Origin of the sequence: Bacillus sp. SRB_8, from assembly GCF_003264205.1 — a bacterium.
Taxonomy (GTDB): domain Bacteria; phylum Bacillota; class Bacilli; order Bacillales; family Bacillaceae_G; genus Bacillus_A; species Bacillus_A mycoides.
The window spans coordinates 257,940-275,492 of record NZ_NADT01000006.1; the positions used below are offsets into that span (position 1 = coordinate 257,940).

Annotated in this window: 17 protein-coding genes and 2 pseudogenes; 2 read left to right on the top strand and 17 right to left on the bottom strand. The window is 34.7% G+C overall.

Translation table 11 applies throughout. The features are described from left to right. Position 1: 1 nt before the first annotated feature. The 14 genes and pseudogenes from B5P40_RS06465 to B5P40_RS06540 form a co-directional block, all read right to left on the bottom strand. Positions 2 to 790 (bottom strand): hypothetical protein, encoded by a 789-nt coding sequence (locus B5P40_RS06465; protein ID WP_002188894.1) that lies wholly within the window; start codon positions 788 to 790, stop codon positions 2 to 4. Further along, on the bottom strand, positions 787 to 1,485 hold the full coding sequence (locus tag B5P40_RS06470; protein WP_002188893.1) for an ABC transporter ATP-binding protein: 699 nt from the start codon (positions 1,483 to 1,485) through the stop codon (positions 787 to 789). Before B5P40_RS06470 ends, B5P40_RS06465 begins: the two co-directional genes overlap by 4 nt. After that, positions 1,482 to 1,862, bottom strand: coding sequence for a GntR family transcriptional regulator (locus B5P40_RS06475; protein WP_002030586.1), 381 nt, complete (start codon positions 1,860 to 1,862; stop codon positions 1,482 to 1,484). The genes B5P40_RS06470 and B5P40_RS06475 overlap by 4 nt, the downstream gene beginning before the upstream one ends. Before the next feature lie 193 nt (positions 1,863 to 2,055). Beyond that, the gene (locus tag B5P40_RS06480) at positions 2,056 to 3,429 is read right to left on the bottom strand and encodes a putrescine aminotransferase (protein ID WP_002188891.1); all 1,374 of its coding nucleotides are present in this window, start codon (positions 3,427 to 3,429) and stop codon (positions 2,056 to 2,058) included. After that, complete coding sequence (locus B5P40_RS06485) at positions 3,430 to 4,923, bottom strand: aldehyde dehydrogenase family protein (RefSeq protein ID WP_002188889.1); 1,494 nt, start codon at positions 4,921 to 4,923, stop codon at positions 3,430 to 3,432. It abuts the gene before it with no gap. A 269-nt stretch (positions 4,924 to 5,192) separates the two neighbouring features. Further along, positions 5,193 to 7,322, bottom strand: a complete 2,130-nt coding sequence (locus B5P40_RS06490) for a sigma 54-interacting transcriptional regulator (RefSeq protein ID WP_113708982.1) — start codon at positions 7,320 to 7,322, stop codon at positions 5,193 to 5,195. A gap of 143 nt (positions 7,323 to 7,465) precedes the next feature. Then, entirely contained in the window at positions 7,466 to 7,714 is a 249-nt protein-coding gene (locus tag B5P40_RS06495) for a biotin/lipoyl attachment domain-containing protein (protein WP_002149602.1), read from the bottom strand. Positions 7,715 to 8,131: 417 nt separating this feature from the next. Then, positions 8,132 to 9,481 carry an APC family permease gene (locus B5P40_RS06505; RefSeq protein WP_078175598.1) on the bottom strand — a complete coding sequence of 450 codons (1,350 nt, stop codon included), beginning with the start codon at positions 9,479 to 9,481 and terminating at the stop codon, positions 8,132 to 8,134. 422 nt (positions 9,482 to 9,903) lie between these two features. Further along, positions 9,904 to 10,872 (bottom strand): class 1b ribonucleoside-diphosphate reductase subunit beta, encoded by a 969-nt coding sequence (gene nrdF / locus B5P40_RS06510; protein WP_002011508.1) that lies wholly within the window; start codon positions 10,870 to 10,872, stop codon positions 9,904 to 9,906. A 94-nt stretch (positions 10,873 to 10,966) separates the two neighbouring features. Next, positions 10,967 to 12,352: pseudogene (locus B5P40_RS06515) on the bottom strand (ribonucleoside-diphosphate reductase subunit alpha); the annotation flags it as partial. Positions 12,353 to 12,753: 401 nt separating this feature from the next. After that, positions 12,754 to 13,452 (bottom strand): annotated as a pseudogene (locus B5P40_RS06520) (ribonucleotide reductase N-terminal alpha domain-containing protein); the annotation flags it as partial. Continuing rightward, positions 13,439 to 13,798, bottom strand: a complete 360-nt coding sequence (nrdI, locus tag B5P40_RS06525; protein ID WP_000959445.1) for a class Ib ribonucleoside-diphosphate reductase assembly flavoprotein NrdI — start codon at positions 13,796 to 13,798, stop codon at positions 13,439 to 13,441. The pseudogene B5P40_RS06520 and the gene nrdI, both read right to left, overlap by 14 nt. 477 nt (positions 13,799 to 14,275) lie before the next feature. Further along, positions 14,276 to 14,593 carry a hypothetical protein gene (locus B5P40_RS06535; RefSeq protein ID WP_002030565.1) on the bottom strand — a complete coding sequence of 106 codons (318 nt, stop codon included), beginning with the start codon at positions 14,591 to 14,593 and terminating at the stop codon, positions 14,276 to 14,278. Between the two features lie 25 nt (positions 14,594 to 14,618). Then, positions 14,619 to 14,813, bottom strand: coding sequence for a hypothetical protein (locus B5P40_RS06540; RefSeq protein WP_002030563.1), 195 nt, complete (start codon positions 14,811 to 14,813; stop codon positions 14,619 to 14,621). 261 nt (positions 14,814 to 15,074) lie between these two features. Between B5P40_RS06540 and B5P40_RS06545 the strand changes: the two genes are divergently transcribed. Beyond that, the gene (locus B5P40_RS06545; RefSeq protein ID WP_002030560.1) at positions 15,075 to 15,653 is read left to right on the top strand and encodes a GNAT family N-acetyltransferase; all 579 of its coding nucleotides are present in this window, start codon (positions 15,075 to 15,077) and stop codon (positions 15,651 to 15,653) included. A 60-nt stretch (positions 15,654 to 15,713) separates the two neighbouring features. On the opposite strand, the gene B5P40_RS06550 is transcribed toward B5P40_RS06545, so the two are convergent. Together B5P40_RS06550 and B5P40_RS32675 are read right to left on the bottom strand one after the other, a co-directional pair. After that, entirely contained in the window at positions 15,714 to 16,316 is a 603-nt protein-coding gene (locus tag B5P40_RS06550) for a histidine phosphatase family protein (protein ID WP_002188882.1), read from the bottom strand. A gap of 80 nt (positions 16,317 to 16,396) precedes the next feature. After that, a complete protein-coding gene (locus B5P40_RS32675) occupies positions 16,397 to 16,555 on the bottom strand; it encodes a hypothetical protein (protein ID WP_002086806.1) in 159 nt (52 codons plus the stop codon). Positions 16,556 to 16,808: 253 nt separating this feature from the next. Between B5P40_RS32675 and B5P40_RS06555 the strand changes: the two genes are divergently transcribed. After that, a complete protein-coding gene (locus B5P40_RS06555; RefSeq protein WP_002064385.1) occupies positions 16,809 to 16,994 on the top strand; it encodes a YkvS family protein in 186 nt (61 codons plus the stop codon). Positions 16,995 to 17,044: 50 nt separating this feature from the next. On the opposite strand, the gene queF is transcribed toward B5P40_RS06555, so the two are convergent. Beyond that, positions 17,045 to 17,542, bottom strand: coding sequence for a preQ(1) synthase (gene queF / locus B5P40_RS06560; RefSeq protein WP_002140938.1), 498 nt, complete (start codon positions 17,540 to 17,542; stop codon positions 17,045 to 17,047). Positions 17,543 to 17,553 lie beyond the last annotated feature (11 nt).

A 17,553-nucleotide genomic window follows, 5' to 3' on the forward strand; every position in this document is an offset into this window, starting at 1 on the left:
TTTAAACTTCTAGTTTTTTGTCGATGATGCGACCTGTTATATAAACAAGTAGGATAAATATTCCTATAGAAAAACTAAGGCTATATAAATTCATAAGCTTTTCCGGGAATAACATTACATCTCCATCTGACGATTCATCTATATAAATTAAATTTCTTATTAAGGGCACTATAGGAGCAAGCCCACCCAACATTTCATATATAACGCTCATCACTTTTGTTACTAATAAAAACAACAAAAATATAATCGTATATTCTAGCTTCTTCTTTTTCAAAGAAAAAACTTTAACGCTAGCTACTGCAAAAAGTAATACAAGCAATATGCTAGATAATTTAAATACATATAACATAGTACTAAAGAGGTGCTTTAATGGATTGAATACACTTTGGGTAAATAACACTTCATAGAGCTCTGTACCCTTTATTATTTTCATAGAAATACTATATAAAAAAATAGAACCTATAACTTCAAAAATAAGGAGATAAATGACAGTATATAACACTATTGCTAAAACAATCTTTTTACCTGATGTCGGTGTTAACCGAAATAATGTACTTTCAGTCATTTTTCCAAATGCAGATATCGCCTGAATAAATATCAATGCTATAAAAATTATATATACTAAGATGACTAAGGAAACTATAATTATTTGCCTTACCTCTCCTGATTCTTGCTTAATATAATTTCCCAAGCTTACGAAAGCGACAGCTACAACGAATATAAATGATAATAATGAAATAATAATTTGCTTTTTATTCACATTGTACATATATATTAAGCTCGACTTCACCTACTAAACACCTCCTTAAACACATCTGTGACAGCTTTCCCTCTCTGAAAACGTAACTCTTCTACATTTTCATACAATACAATTTCCCCATCTTTTAAAAAGATTACTTCATCAAAAATATTTTCAACTTCATTTATTAAGTGAGTCGAGATTAGTATCGTACAATCTTCTCTATAAAATTGTAGAATGAGGTTCAATACATGTTCTCTAGAAACAAGATCAATTCCGCCCAGTGGTTCATCTAGTACGTATAACTTCGCTTTCCTCGAAAATGTTAAAATAATTTGTAACTTTTCAACCATACCTTTTGATAAAGCTGTAATTCTTTCTTCTAACGGTATTTTAAATTCCGCAATCGTATCTACCGCTTTTTGAATGTCGAAGTCTTTATAAAAATCTCGATAGAAAAATAAAGAATCTTTTACCGTCATCCAATCATCAAAGACTGGCTTATCAGACATAAATGAAACGATTTCTTTCGTCTCTAACCCTACTTTTTTACCGTTAATTACTATACTGCCTTCAGAAGGGTGCTGCAATCCTGCAATCATTTTTAATAACGTCGTTTTCCCGCTTCCGTTATCTCCAACAAGCCCAACGATTTTTCCTTCTGTAATCTCTATGTTTAACTCACGGATCACTACTTTTAATCCGTACCGCTTCCATAGATTTTCTATTTTTAATAACTCTGTCATTCGCTCTCCTCCCTTTTCTCATGTAATGAAGAACGAAGGATTGTAAGAATTTCTTCTTCTGAAAAACCTAAATTGTCCATTCCATCTATAAAAGAATGAAGTAATTCTTTCGCCATATCTTTTCGCAGCTCCATAATTTTCTCCCCTTCATTCGTTACATATCGCCCCATTCCTCTACGTGTTACAACAACTCCATCCCGCTCTAACTCTTGAAATGTACGTTGAATCGTATTTGGATTTACTTGTAATTCACTCGCTAATTCACGTACGGAGGGAATTTTATCGCCAGGCAATAAATGACCCGTTACAATTTCTTTCTTTATGTATTCCATTACCTGAATGTAAATTGGTGTATTTGGAGAAAACTCGATTTTCATTTCTCCCCTCCTGTCTTAGTGTGTTAGTTAAATAGTACACTAAGACGAATTATATGTAAATACTTACAATAAAAAATGTAATAAAAAGGCAGTGTAACTTTTCGTTACACTGCCTTCCTGTAATAACATACAGGTAAATCTATTCTAATTATAGTTTCAATCGTTTGAATTCACATATAACCTTATACAAAATTTATTTTACTTTTACTTGAGTTAGCACAGATTTAAACGTATTAATAACTGTATCTACTTCTTCATAACTAATTGTAAGGGATGGTTCAATACGAATAGTTTTTGAATTAATTAATGTTCCCGCAACAAGAATGCCTTGATCAAACATCGCCTTTGACACTTCATAACCAATCTCGTCTTTATGGAATTCAATCCCAATCATTAAACCTTGACCACGAATTTCAAAGATTTTATCTTCGTGTCCTTCTGCTGCTTGTTTCAATCCTTTTAAGAAATACTCCCCAACTTCCATAGCTCGTTCCGGTAATTTCTCTTCCAATAAAACATGGATTGTTGCAATTGCAGCAGCACATGCAAGTGGATTTCCTCCAAATGTTGTTGTGTGCATAAATGGATTTTCAAACCAACTTTTGAATACTGTTTCTTTCGCAACAATAGCTCCCGCTGGCATTACACCTCCACCAAACGCCTTCGCAAGACAAATAATATCCGGCACGACATCATATAATTCTGCAGCAAACATTTTTCCTGTACGTCCCATTCCAGTTTGTACTTCATCAAAGATAAGGAGTGATCCAAACTCATCACAAAGCTCTCGTACTTGTTTCAAATAATTTTCTGGAGGTAAAATAATACCGCCCTCTCCTTGAATTGGTTCTAAAATAACTGCTGCAACATCTTCTCCCACTAATGCACATGTCTCAAATGTTTTTCTCATCATATCAATATCGCCAAACGGAACATGACGGAAACCCGGAATTAATGGTAAAAATGGCTTACGGAACATTCCTTTTGCCGTCCCAGATAAAGCACCAAGGCTCTTACCATGGAAAGCACGCGTTGTAGCAATGAACGTTGTTCGTTCACTATACATTTTTGCTAGTTTTAGTGCTGCCTCCACACTTTCTGTACCACTGTTTGTAAAGAAGGCGTATTTCAAATCACCAGGTGTAATATCCGCTAAAATCTTTGCAAGCATTGCTCGAAGTGGATCTAGTAAATCCTGACTGTGCAATGCTTGACGCTTTAATTGATCCGTTACAGCTTTTACCACTTTCGGATTACGGTGACCAACATTATAAATTCCAAATCCACCTAAACAGTCAATATACTTTTTACCATTAATATCCATGAAGCAAGATCCTTCATCTGACCATTCTACTGCTGCAAATTGTCCATCTTTTGTTACTGTTTTTCTATAAGCAAGAAAACCAGGGTTTACATGCTCTCTAAATCCATCTACTGTTTCTTTTTGAATCCAGTTTGCCTCTTCTTCAGTAACCTTTTCTTTTTCAATTAACTGTAGTACTTTCGTAATATACTCATTTACATTTGATTCTTTCTCATTCAATTTATTTTTCACGTTCGTTTCCATCTAATTCACCTCTACATTTTTTTTATTTGCAAACCAACCAATAGGTTCTACTTCTAGATTTATATTAATCTGCTTAATTTCTTGAAATTCTTCTAAACCAAACGTTCCTAGACTACGACCTATACCACTTTGCTTATATCCGCCCCAAGGCGCCTCATTGTATGTTGGATGATAGCTATTAATCCACGTAATTCCTGCGCGAAGTTTGCGAATCACACGCATTGCTTTTGCACCATCGACTGTAAATACTCCTCCAGCCAAACCATAGTCTGTACCGTTTGCCAACTCAATTGCTTCCTGTTCGTCTTTAAACTTTTGAATTACTACAACAGGACCGAAGATTTCTTCCTGGACAATGCGCATATCAGGTTTTACATTGACAAAGACTGTTGGTTCAATAAAGAAACCATCACCTTTTCCATCCTCCATTATTCGTCTACCTCCGCAAGCAACGTTTGCACCTTCGTCTTTCCCAATTTCAATATAGCGTAATACTTTTTCCATATGTTCTTGACTTACAAGTGGCCCCATTTCTGATTCTGGATTATCACCAGGTCCAACGTTAATTTGCTGTGCTCGCTCTACAAAACTATTAACAAATTTATCATAAATCTTTTCTTCTACAAGGATTCTTGATCCTGCTGAACATACTTGTCCGCTACCTGCATAAATACCGAATAGAGCATAATCAATAGCGGTCTCAAAATCTGCATCTGCAAAAATAATATTTGGAGATTTCCCTCCAAGTTCTAACGAAATCTTTTTCATATTATCTGCCGCTGTTCTCATAATGTGCTTACCTGTTTTTGTTCCACCTGTAAAGGAAATCATGTCCACTTTATTACTCGCTGCAATTTCATTTCCTACTATTGGACCGGCCCCCATTACCATATTGGCAACACCTTTTGGTAGCCCTACTTTTTCAAGGATTTCGAATAGCTTTGTTGCAGTGATTGGTGTCACTTCAGAAGGTTTAAACACAATGGTATTTCCAGCTGCTAAAGCAGGTGCAATTTTCCATACACTCATCAATAGCGGATAATTCCATGGAACAATTAATCCACAAACACCAACTGGCTCTCTTACAACCATCGCTTGCATCGGATCGGCTACATGATATGTTTGACCATCTGGCTTTGTAATCAATCCGGCATAATAGCGAAAACAAGCCGCTGCATCTCCAATATCTCCTTCTGCCTCACGGTATGTTTTTCCATTATCCATTGTTTCAAGGTACACTAATTCTTCCATATTTTTATCAATTTCATCTGCTATTTTAAATAAATATGATGCCCTTTCAGCAGTGGATGTCGCTGACCAAATTCCGCTATCGAAAGCCATTCTCGCCACTTCTATCGCGTATTTTGCATCCTCAATCGTTCCCTCAGGTGCATATGCTATACCCTTGCCATTCGCAGGGTTAATAATCGTTCTTTTCTCTTGATTACTAGACTCTCTCCATTCACCGTTTACATACATTTTTAAATCTAGCACTATATTGAATCCCCCTTCATCGATCGTTTATATATTTATAAGCAATTTTCATGCCAATATTTAAAATCCAAAGGAATCATACATAAACTGACTATTTTCTTAAAAACAATAAACAATTTATGCACTCTCGCATACACTATTCCATTTTGCATAAAACGGAATGTTAATCATTTCCGCTACCGCCTTCACCACTCGGGACTTGACTCCTAGAGAATATGCACATGCTGAGCGCACACAAAAAGGAGAAGTCTATGTGACCTTCTCCTTTTTTAGGAATAAGAGATGATATCAGCCGCTATCCCTTTTTCACTAACAATTTTTTGATATTTACGACTCACTGAAGATTGGCTGATTCCCAGAGCTTTTGCAGCCTTAGTCGTTGTTTTGTACTGCTTCATTGCAAGTAAAATCAATTGTTCTTCTACAGAATGTAGCGCTTCTTGTAATGGTAATACTCTTGTAATAGCTGGTTTTGATTTTTTAAAGTCATAACCAGTTGTTAAAAACTTACTAACAAACTCCGCTTCAATTACTGGATCATCTGCTGATACTACTAAACGTTCAATCATATTTTGTAATTCACGTACATTTCCTGGCCATGAGTAAAACTCTAGTAAGCTAAGCGCATCTGGAGTTAAATGATAATTTTTATTATATTTTTCATTTAACTGTTGCAAGAAATGAAAGGCAAGTACTGGAACATCTTCCATTCGCTCTCGTAGAGGAGGCACTCGCAACGGAATTACATTTAGCCGATAAAACAAATCTTCACGGAATGTTCCAGATTCCACCATCTTTTCAAGACTCTTATTTGTAGCAGCAATAATTTGTACATTTATTTTCGTAGGGATTGTACTTCCAATAGGAATTACTTCTTGTTCCTGTAGGACTCTAAGCAATTTCACTTGCAAATGTAAAGGCATTTCTCCAATTTCATCTAAAAATAAAATACCTTGATCCGCCCGCTTAAAATATCCTTCTTTTCCATTTTTATCGGCTCCTGTAAAAGCGCCTTTCGTATAACCAAATAGTTCACTTTCTAACAAAGTTTCTGGAATTGCACCACAATTTAATTTTAAAAATGGCTTTGAAGATCGGTTTCCAAGTTGATGAATTGCCTGAGCAATTACTTCTTTTCCGACGCCAGATTCTCCAGAAATAAGAACATTGGAAGAAAAATCTGCTATTTTTTTAGCTTGGTTAATAATTTGCTCCATTTTCGGACTACAGTAAATAAGCTTCTTAAGAAAACGATCTTTATTTTTAAAGTCATCTAACTCCTTCTTATATTGCTCTGATATCTTCTTTATTTCATGTAATTCCGTCTTCAATCTCGTTGCTTCGGTAATATCCCTTGAGGCAATAATAATACGATGAAGCTCTCCGTTTTCATTAAATACAGGGTTTCCAACTGCTAATATTTTTCTTCCGCTTTTTGTTTCTTGTACAACTGATACCTTTTTTTGTTTTTCCAACACTAATCGCGTAACAGACGGACTGAATAATCCTTTATTTTCTAATTCTAAAAGATTTTTTCCTAAAAGGTCTTTCAAACTACTCCCCCAAAAATCATTGATAACAGTTTCACTATAACGAATTAATTCCCCTTTATGATTAACAACTAATATTTCATCATAAATACTAGACAAGATTGCATGTAAATCTTCATTTAAATCCTTTATATATTCAATTTCCATCGCCATGTCCTCGACCATCGGCAAATCTTGCACAATAATAACCATTCCTTCAATACTTTGATCAAAGTTTGGAATTGGACTATAGTCAACTAATACACCCATCTCATTTGTGATTTGTAATTGATTCAAGATCGTTTTTCCCTTTGTAAATACGTTATTAATGTGTTCTCCATTAAAAATCAGTTCTGCTGGTACATTCATAACTTTTTCAGGAGTCGATTTAATCATCTTCAAACCAGATTCATTACAATTTACAATTTTCTTTTCTCGATCTACTATAAAAATCCCCATTGGAATAGACGTTAAAATAATTTTCAATATATCAACACTCTGATTTTCTTGTTTAAATAGTTCTGCAAAAACATCCTCTCTTCTTATATATCCTGTTAGCTCATCCACTTCATTTTTTACTATGGCAATCGGCGCTCCAATAATTTGAAAAAGAGCTGTTAAAGAAATATCTTTACTAAGATGACATATTGTATCTAGTGAAACAGCATTTGAAAGTAATAGCTTAGAAGTTAATTCCTTACTATTTGATAGCAGATCCTTCACATGAACGTATGCAAATAATTTCTCTCCTCTTTTTAAAAATAGAAACGATTCTTTTATATTTTTAACATCTATATTCCATTCCTTTTCAGATTGATCGATAGGTAGAGAAACTATGGGTCTAATTTTTGTATGAGCGATGGAAAACATGCTGCTATTCCTCCTTTGAACTATATAATTTGTATTGTATCATTAAATACAGATTTTTTTAATTAATCTGAAAATAAACGTTTTTTTCTTTACTTAATAAAAAAAGGAAGATGAATGCCTCCATCTTCCTCATTGTTCTATCATTAATCACTACCACTAACGAAAAGATCTTCTTGAATATATGCTAATACCATACCTGGAATTACTTTATCTCCCGCCTCTACTTCTAAAGATTGAACTTCTCCACTACATCCCATCTTAATTACTTCCAGTTTACCATTCATATCTTTAATAGAGAATAATGGCTCCCATTCATAAATTCGAGAATCCTTATTAATAGACACTTTTTCAATTATTCCATAACACGGACTCGTAATAATATCATAATACATAATCAATCATCCCTTTCTTTCATTCTATTAATATTGTTCTTCTAACCTTTGTGACTGAAAACACCCCGCTTTTATATTTTTACTAATTGTACAAAGCAATAATTGTGCCAAATGAAAATACTATATTGATCATCATTTATCAGCCATACTCCCTAGACTTGCCTCTCTTCCTTATGAACCGTTGAATGAATTATGCAATACTGCATGGTTGCCCAATCTTCAAAGAAAAAAACATCGGATCCATTCCCGATGTCTTTTTCTTTTTTATCCCGCTATTTGTGGGCAGTAAAACTCCCACCTCAAAATTCGGCTGGAGCAAAGAAGTTAGGTGGGAGCCCCGCTGCCCGTAAACGCCCGATTGGTGAGGGCTAATAATCGGAGGGGGATGAACACCCCCCCACTGATTATAGTTTCACTTTATATTTCCTGTGCTTCTTCAAAATGCATTTGCGGAGGAGCTGAACGGAACATATTTGTAACATATAGAAGGTACCCAATTCCAATAGCAGCCCAGCAAAGTCCCAAAATAAGTGAATGGATATTGAGATTAAACCATAGTACGGCTACAGTAGCAGCACCCAAAATAGGCATAACTAAGTAATTTAAGAAATCTTTTATCGTCTTATATCTTTTTTGCTTGATTATATAGTAAGAAATTACAGACAAATTAACAAATGTAAATGCAATAAGCGCTCCAAAGTTAATAAGAGATGCTGCTGTTTCTAAATCAATGAATATAGCGAAGAGCGAAATAATTCCTACAAAAATAATATTATATACTGGGGTTCTCCAGCGAGGATGAATGTATCCGAATATTTTCTTCGGAATTACATTATCTCGCCCCATTACGTATAATAATCGAGATACACTTGTATGAGAAGCTAAACCGGACGCAAGTGTCCCCATAAGGGTTCCTACTAAAAAGAAAGCTTGAAATAATTTCCCGCCAACATATAGTGCAATTTCTGGAGATGCTGATTCTTGATTTTTAAATACAGATGTATCTGGAAACATAGATTGTGTAAAATACGTAGTAGTAATGAATAAAACTCCGCCGATTAAAGCAGTAAGAAAAATAGCTCGAGGAATTGTTTTCTTCGCGTTTGGTGTCTCTTCTGAAAATGTAGTTACTGCATCAAAACCTAAAAACGAGAAACAAAGAATTGTCGCACCTGCAACTAACGGTGATATTTGTATATCTGATTGAAAAAACGGCTGAATGGAAAAGATTTCTCCTGTTCCCTCTCCCGATAATAAACCTTTTATAACTAGAAAAACAAACACGGCCATTACTAACACCTGAAATATTACTAAGAAAGTATTGAAATTAGCAGTAGCATTTACGCTAATCATGTTTATTAATGTAATCAGGAGAACAAAGCCAATGACCCATACCCAATTAGGAACACTTGGGAAAAATGCTGACATATAAATTCTCGTTAATAGTGCGTTCACCATTGGTAGAAACAAATAATCCAATAATGCGGACCATCCAACAAGAAACCCAAGCCTTGCACTAATTGTCTTCTGTGTATACGTATAAGCAGATCCTGCCGTAGGAAAAACCTTTACCATTTTGCCGTAGCTTGCAGCGGTAAACAACATCCCTGCTAATGCAATAAGATAAGCTCCTGGAACATGACCACCCGTTTTTTCAGAAACGATTCCAAATGTATCAAACCCAACCATCGGTGTCATATACCCGACCCCTAGCATAACAATTGACCAAAGCCCTAATGAACGTTTTAAACCAACTACTTTTCCCACCTATCATTCCTCCTACTTTCTCTATCTAATTTCCATTTAAAAATCGACAGTTAAAAGGAAGCGTTTTCAAATAACTATATATCACACCGCATATTACCTCCCTTTTTGTTACTTTTTAAATATTCATGCAATTTTTAAGCCAAAATTTCTAGCATTTGAAAATTCAATACTAAAAAGAACGTATAGGTGGAGCTGGTCCTCATTTCTTCTCATTTTTTATTCATTTTGACATAAGTTATTCAATCTCTCATACGACTAAATATGAAAAATAAAACTTTAATCCTTGTTTTTTCATTCCCACTTCCTCAAAAATTGGGCTTTTACAAGATTAAAATATTCCCATGAAATAATAACATTATGTAAACTATTCATAGCAAAAAAGCTGTCTTTTCTATAAAGACAGCTTTTTCTATAACACTATATTAAAAATTGAATACGAAGTCATCGTCTGCTAACTTTTCAACATTCGTTGCTTTTACGTAACCATTTCCTTTTACAGAGAAGAAGTCATGGTTTTTCGTATCTGTACGTAAACCATTTAAAACGATTGGGTTAATTTCTTCTTCCTCAAACTTCGGCTCAAGTCCTAAGTTCATAAGTCCTTTATTCGCATTGTAACGAACGAAACGATTTACATCCTCTACAAGACCGATAGAAGTGTAAATTTCTTCTGTATATGCCAATTCAATTTCATACAGTTCCATTAATAACTCTTGCGTTTCCGTTTGTACTTCTTGTTGCTCTTCTGCAGAAAGTTCTGTGAAGATTTGTTGTGCTAAAATACCAACGAATACGCCGTGAATTGACTCGTCACGAATTATTAAGTTAATAATCTCACCACTTGCCGTCAATTTACCTTGACCCGCTAAGTAAAGTGGATAGAAGAATCCACTATAGAATAAGTAACTTTCTAAGAACACACTTGCTACCATTGCCATGTATAACTCTTTTTTCGTTACTTCAGGCTTTAATAAGCGACGATAGTAACTAGTAACAATACCAGCTTTTTTCTCAAGTAATGGATGGTTATCTACCCATTCAAAAATATCATCAATTTCTTCTTCAGTAGCTAACGTTGTGAAAATATGGCTGTAACTCTTCGCATGTACTTCTTCCATAGCGCCCATGAAAGCTAATACACTTTTCGCTTGTAAATTTTCAAGATGAACAAGTACAAGTGGCATCCCTTCGCCACCTTGTTTCGTATCTAAAAGTGTTAAACCACCTAATACACGCTTATAAGCAATTTGCTCTTCTTTTGATAATTGTGCCCAAGTATTTTTGTCAGAAGACACTGCGATTTCTTCTTCTGTCCAAAACTGAGCGATGTTTTGCTTCCAAAACATTAAACTAAAATCATCTTCTTTTTTGTTCCAGTTTACCGCACGCATTAAATCGCCCCTTCTCTAAATAAACATAAAAAATTGATAACTAAGCATGAGCAGGGTTCAGAAAAACCCTGCTCATAATGTCTCACTTTTTATATTAAACGGTACAAGCCACGCACTCTTCCACGCTTAATTTACGTGTTCTCGTATAATAAAGACTCTTCAAGCCTTTTTTATGTGCATAAATGTAGTAACGTGCTAACTCACGTGTTGAAATATCACTATTAACATAAAGAATTGTACTAATTCCTTGGTCAATATGTTCTTGAACTTCTGCGATTAAATCAATTAATTTAAACTGATTCATATCATAAGAAGATTTATAGTACCAGAACGTATCTTTTGATAAATACGGCATTGGATAATATGTTGTCGCATTCGCATACGTTCTTGATTCAATTTGACTTACGATTGGCATTACGCTTGAAGTTGCATTTTGAACGTAACTGATCGATTGTGTCGGAGCGATTGCAAGACGATATGAGTTGTATAAACCATTCTTCTGTACTTGCTCTTTTAAACTTGTCCAATCTTCTTTTGTTGGAATATGAATTCCTTCAAATAATTGCTGAATTTTTTCAGTTACTGGGCTGTAATCTGTCGTTTCATACTTTTCAAAGTATGTGCCGTTTGCATAATCAGACTTATCGAAGTCTTTAAATGTTTCGCCTTTTTCTTTAGCGATCTCCATACTTTTCTCAATCGAGTAGTAATTTAACATCATAAAGAATGTACGAGCGAATTCTTTCGCTTCAGCACTTTCATAAGCGATTTTATTTTTTGCTAAATATCCATGTAAGTTCATTGCTCCAAGTCCAACTGAATGAAGCTCATCATTTGCTTTTTTCACAGTTGGGGCATTCGGAATGATCGTCATATCAGAAACAGCTGTTAAAGCTTCCATTCCCGCATGAACTGCTTCACGAATTTCTTTATTTTCCATTACGTTTACGATATTTAACGATCCTAAGTTACAGTTAATATCACGGCGGATAATGTCTTCTGTACCGTAATCATTTATTTCAGAAGTTTCTTGTAGCTGGAAGATTTCTGTACATAAGTTCGACATCTTCACAGTTCCAATATCCTTCAGTGGATGCTGGTTATTTGCATTTGATTTAAACATTAAGTATGGGTAACCAGACTCAAGCTGAATCATAGCAATTTTAATAAGCATATCACGCGCACTAATATCTAGTGGCTTCTTCTTCACTTTCGGATTGCTCATTAATTCATCGTACATTTCGTCGATATCTATATCATCTAAATGTTTTCCGTACTCTTTAAATACTGTATAAGGCGCGAAAACATGGAAAGGTTCGTTTTTCTCAGCAAGCTCAAAGAACTTACTTGGAACGATAATTCCGATTGATAGAGACTGAATACGGCTCTTCTCATCGGCATTTATTTTTTTGGTATCAAGGAATTCAATAATATCCCAATGGAAAATGTTTAAGTATACTGCACCTGCACCTTTTCGTTGCATATTGTTACTCCATATCGTCAAAACGTATGGGGGATAGTCATTTCTGCTATCCTCTCTATATCGCTATAGAGTTCAGACCATATCTTCTTCTCGTCAAATTCTTCATTTAACCATTTATCATATGTTTGATGCACATGAATATGGCATAAACTATAATAAATGTATACACCCTTTGAATTTGGTTGTTTTGAGAAGCCAGGTTCGAGCTACTTAGTCACCTACATAGCCACTTGGTCGTTGAACCTTCTCCTTATCTAATAAATTTAGGAGCTCGGCTGCTGATTTCCTGCAATCTTGGATTTTCAGGGTTCGCTACGTAATTTCTTCGTAGTATCCTACCTTGATATACTCAGGCGTTCCAGCAATTGACCTGGTTTTATAGTTGAGCCATAAAGTTAACCCAACTGATTCGCATACGAAAACGAATCTTCAAGTAATTTCATAACAGGTACTACACCACTTGCGGCGTTATCAATACCTTTAATTTGCTCACCACGTGCACGTAGCTTAGATAAGTTTAAAGCTACTCCACCACCGATTTTCGATAATTGCATTGCAGTATTAATGTTAAAGCCGATTGAATTTAAGCTATCATCCATCTCTAACAAGAAACAAGACACCATTTCTCCTCTTCTGCTTCGTCCCGCATTTAAAAAGGTTGGTGTCGCTGGTTGGTAGTTTTGTTTTACAATCATGCTTGCGAAGTGTTTTGCCTTCGCAACATCACCGCGTCCTAAGTATAATGACACAATTGCTACACGATCTTCATAGCTTTCTAAGTATTGTTTTTGATCATTCGTTTTTAACGCATAATCTTTATAGAACTTAGATGCTGCCATATAAGATTGGAACTCGAAGTTTTCACCATAAGCGATGTTATAAACTCCTTCTACTTCCTCCAAGCTATACTCGTCCAGAACGTTGTAATAGTAATCATGTTCTTTCATATACTCCATTCGCTCTGCCACGCTATTAAAATGAACGGTATTCTCTCTAGCTTCTTCCATAAAGACTTCTAATGCCTCTTTATCTTTATGAAGCTGATAAAAACCGTCCTGCATTTGCGTGATTTCATTATTCAGTTCAATGTGTCGCAATCTCCCGCACCCTTTCTTTAAAATATTCTACATCATTATTTGTTCCAGATAACTCAAATTTTGATACAATAGGCACTTCATATTTAGTAGAGATTTTGTCAGCACTTGCACCAAACATGTCTCCCCAATTACGATTGCCACTTGCAGATACGCCTTTTAATTTTTCATTATTGCGTTCTAAAAAGTCTAAAACACGTTCCGGTACATTTCCAAAACCTGTTGTATACGTAATAAGAATAAAGTCTTCATCTAATACTAGAGCTTCATCAATTTGAACGGCCGGCATATTTAATTTGTGAATGAAACGCTTCACGTTTCCTGTCATAGAATCATATGCAACTAACATTTCCGACCCTCCCTCTCCAATATATATTCTCTGTATGTCGTTTCTTGATTTCTCTATATATTGTATTACGTTTCAAAATAAGACACAAGATATATGTATAAATTCTTTCTTTTTTTAAATTTTACTTTTCGACATGACCGTCGATTTTTTTCAATACAAAGACTATGAAACAACATTCTAAAACTCATGTCAATAAAGTGCTTTTCAAAAAAGTTGTCAACGAATTTAACCTTATTTTAAAAAAAGTTACCAATATTTTTTGTCATAAAACAGTAAATGCTGGAGTAATATATTTCTCCAGCATCACGCAAAAAAGAACAGATATTAAACGATAATCTGTTCTAACAAACGATTACATTTATCAATTTTACTTTATTAAATATTATACATATTCTTTCGTTCCTCGTTACATACTAAAAGATAACTATTATAGAAAAAGATTATTATTATGGAACTTCAATTTATTTATGAAAAAAATTATTCAGGGTGCTCAATACGCAAAATATCTCTTACAAATATATGATGTGGATTCTCATCTTTATCGAGCATTGTACATATAGGAGCTTCTTCATCAAAGTATACGATCATTCCTTCTACGTACTGATATGTATGTTGAACTTGTACCGTTACTTTAATTTCTACTGCTTGTTCATACGCCCTTTTTATTTTCTGAAGCATTTTTGCTGAACATTTTCGTTTCTCTGGATACATAACCATTCCCATAAACCTATTCCCAGCTCTATCTTTCCACATATAATCCCAATGTGGCAATATGCCTTGTTTAAAATCCCCCATAATTCTCCTCTCCTTTATCTTCTATTTATGAACGTGGTGTTTCTGAATATGTATAAATTACCTGTCCACCGCGCTGTGCGTTCCCGATAATATGTTTAAAATCTTCTCGATTCACAACAACTTCTCTGAACGTATAAAATACATCTTTCTTCGCAACATACTCCTTTATTTCATCATTTTTCAGCTGATCCAAAATTGTATTTGCTAATTGTTTATCCATGTATTTCACCTCTCTGCAATATTTTATTCTATCGCATCTTCTATAGGTCCACAACGGTAAAATTATCCCGTTACTATTATGTAATTCACTTTCATTATTTTTATATCTATATCACTTTATTATATTCGCACTAAATATCATATACTAACATAGCTACTTCTCTATATCAAACTTTTTGATGCCCTATATAACAAAGTTCCAAATCACTGTTTGATATTTTATTTTATGCTACAATATACATTTAGAACTAGGAGGGATACTATGATTCGGAAAGCAAAAAAGACAGATGCGGTAGAAGTAGCACCTTTATTGTATAACGCTCTGCACGAAATTGCTGAAAAAATCACAGGTAGCACAGTTGAAGCAAAAGTAATACTAGGACTTGAAACATGGTTCGTAAAAGAAAATAATCGATTGAGCTATGAAAACTGTTTAGTGGCTGAACAAGGTGGAAAGGTAGTTGGGGTTATTGTCGTTTATCACGGTAGTGACGCTGAACAACTTGATGCACCAATCCTACACTACTTAAGAGAACTACATGAAGACGAATCCATTACGTTAGAAAAAGAAGCTGAACTTGATGAGTATTATATTGACACGTTGTCAGTTTCAAGTATGTACAGTGGACGTGGTATTGGCTCTAAATTAATCGATGCAGCTGAACTTCATGCAACTGAAAAAGGGCATGAAAAAATCGCCTTACTTGTTAATTTAGAAAACAAACGCGCTTTTTCACTATATGAAAAACTTGGTTTCAAAGAAGATAAAACCGTTATGCTCGTCGGTGAACCGTATGCCCATCTAATAAAACCATTACGGTCATTGGTTTCTATATCTTAAAAGGACAATTCTTTTTTACTTGTTATGCAGAGAAAGAGGCTGCCAAAGGGACAGCCTCTTTTAAATTAATTTTGTATTTAATACATTTCCATCCATCGCCTCATGAAATGTATACGTTGTACATCCCCATGGCTTCCTATGGAAAATAGGCGAACCAGACCACCCCATTGCCCTCAGTTCAGTCCCAATCATCGCATTAAAATAACTATGACCTACAAGGGCAATATGTCCATGTACGAGCGCATAGCGGTGCAACATATTAGCGGCTTGCCTTGCTCTTTCTCGTACTTCCTTATAAGACTCAACCTCTTTGCTATAACCAACTATCCATCGTGTACGTCCAATAAACATCCATACATTCGGTTTACATTTCAACCATTTTGGAGCATAAAAACTCGTTGGAACTTCAGCTTCCCTAAAAAGAGGATTTTGCACAAAAGATAGGGAATCCAATAACTCAGCCGCTGACTGTACAGCGCGCCTTTGATCACTCGTTACAACCAGTTTCGCTGATTCAATCGCCTCAATTGTTTCAATTGGTATAGGAGTTTCTTTTACTGTAGTCCCTAAATCATATTGCTTCATCCATTCACGAAATGAAATAATTGTCATTGGCTCTATAGTACTGTCCAAACGACCATGACGAATAAAAGAAATTCGCATTCTTTCCACTCCCCATTCATCACTTACGAACTATATTACGTACTTTTTTTATTGCCATCATACCATGCATAAAAAGAAAGTTATATATCCCCACCACTATCATGTGTTATCGAAGTGTGCACACCATCCAGTCCATCAAAATATGTAGTTGTTTCATGATGACGCACTTTCTTCAACTGTATATATGAAAATAAAAATAATAAAATCGCTATAAAGCTCCCCACAATTTCAAACATCATTTTCCAGCCCCTAATTTCTCCCACTTTAGTAGGTCATTGTATCTTTTATTATACTCCCGTATAAAGATGTATGCATTTTCATCATTCCTCTCCTAAACAATATTTTTTACATATTTCCTTACAAAAAGTGAATATTTTTCGAATTTTTACTTTGGAAACATTTACAAAGTAGTAAATATAGTTCAAAATAAGAAGAAATAAAAAAGCCCAAATTATTCTTTTTTTGGGAAAACTGGAACAAGGAGAGTTGCTTATGCAGATCGCAGAAACTGGAGATATCATTGAATTTAAAGGTGGAATGCAAGGCCGTGTTCAAAAGGTAAATCAAAACTCCGTTATTGTTGATATAACAATTATGGAGAATTTTAGAGAACTAGATATGGAACCTCTTACAGTTGTAAGCCATAAAAACTATACTGTCATTAATCAACATGCATAATATAATAGAAAGAAAGGATCTGTATATCATACAGATCCTTTCTTTCTATATTAACGATTATCGATCTTTTCTGGATATAAATCGTGATTCATCATGCGGTAGTCTGCCATTTTCTCATACTTAGTTCCTGGGCGGCCGTAGTTACAGTAAGGATCGATTGAAATACCACCACGTGGTGTAAATTTCCCCCATACCTCAATATAGCGTGGATCCATTAATTTAATTAAATCATTCATAATAACGTTCATGCAATCTTCGTGGAAGTCACCATGATTTCGGAAGCTAAATAAATATAGCTTTAAAGATTTACTCTCTACCATTCTTTGTTCTGGAATGTAGCTAATATAAATTGTTGCAAAATCTGGTTGTCCTGTTTTCGGACATAAACTTGTAAATTCAGGACAATTGAATTTTACAAAGTAATCACGGTTTGGATGGTTATTATCAAATACCTCTAAAATTTCCGGGCTATATTCAAATACATATTTTGTATTTTGATTTCCTAATAATGTTACATCTTTTAAATCTTCATCTAATCTTCCTGCCATTTTAAACATCC

Excerpts from the sequence above, each read along its gene's own strand:
- B5P40_RS06470 (WP_002188893.1), bottom strand. The coding sequence starts at position 1,485 with ATGACAGAGTTATTAAAAATAGAAAATCTATGGAAGCGGTACGGATTA.
- B5P40_RS06475 (WP_002030586.1), bottom strand. The coding sequence starts at position 1,862 with ATGAAAATCGAGTTTTCTCCAAATACACCAATTTACATTCAGGTAATG.
- B5P40_RS06480 (WP_002188891.1), bottom strand. The coding sequence starts at position 3,429 with ATGGAAACGAACGTGAAAAATAAATTGAATGAGAAAGAATCAAATGTA.
- B5P40_RS06490 (WP_113708982.1), bottom strand. The coding sequence starts at position 7,322 with ATGTTTTCCATCGCTCATACAAAAATTAGACCCATAGTTTCTCTACCT.
- B5P40_RS06495 (WP_002149602.1), bottom strand. The coding sequence starts at position 7,714 with ATGTATTATGATATTATTACGAGTCCGTGTTATGGAATAATTGAAAAA.
- nrdF (WP_002011508.1), bottom strand. The coding sequence starts at position 10,872 with ATGCGTGCGGTAAACTGGAACAAAAAAGAAGATGATTTTAGTTTAATG.
- nrdI (WP_000959445.1), bottom strand. The coding sequence starts at position 13,798 with ATGTTAGTTGCATATGATTCTATGACAGGAAACGTGAAGCGTTTCATT.
- B5P40_RS06535 (WP_002030565.1), bottom strand. The coding sequence starts at position 14,593 with ATGGGGGATTTTAAACAAGGCATATTGCCACATTGGGATTATATGTGG.
- B5P40_RS06540 (WP_002030563.1), bottom strand. The coding sequence starts at position 14,813 with ATGGATAAACAATTAGCAAATACAATTTTGGATCAGCTGAAAAATGAT.
- B5P40_RS06545 (WP_002030560.1), top strand. The coding sequence starts at position 15,075 with ATGATTCGGAAAGCAAAAAAGACAGATGCGGTAGAAGTAGCACCTTTA.
- B5P40_RS06550 (WP_002188882.1), bottom strand. The coding sequence starts at position 16,316 with ATGCGAATTTCTTTTATTCGTCATGGTCGTTTGGACAGTACTATAGAG.
- B5P40_RS32675 (WP_002086806.1), bottom strand. The coding sequence starts at position 16,555 with ATGATGTTTGAAATTGTGGGGAGCTTTATAGCGATTTTATTATTTTTA.
- B5P40_RS06555 (WP_002064385.1), top strand. The coding sequence starts at position 16,809 with ATGCAGATCGCAGAAACTGGAGATATCATTGAATTTAAAGGTGGAATG.
- queF (WP_002140938.1), bottom strand. The coding sequence starts at position 17,542 with ATGGCAGGAAGATTAGATGAAGATTTAAAAGATGTAACATTATTAGGA.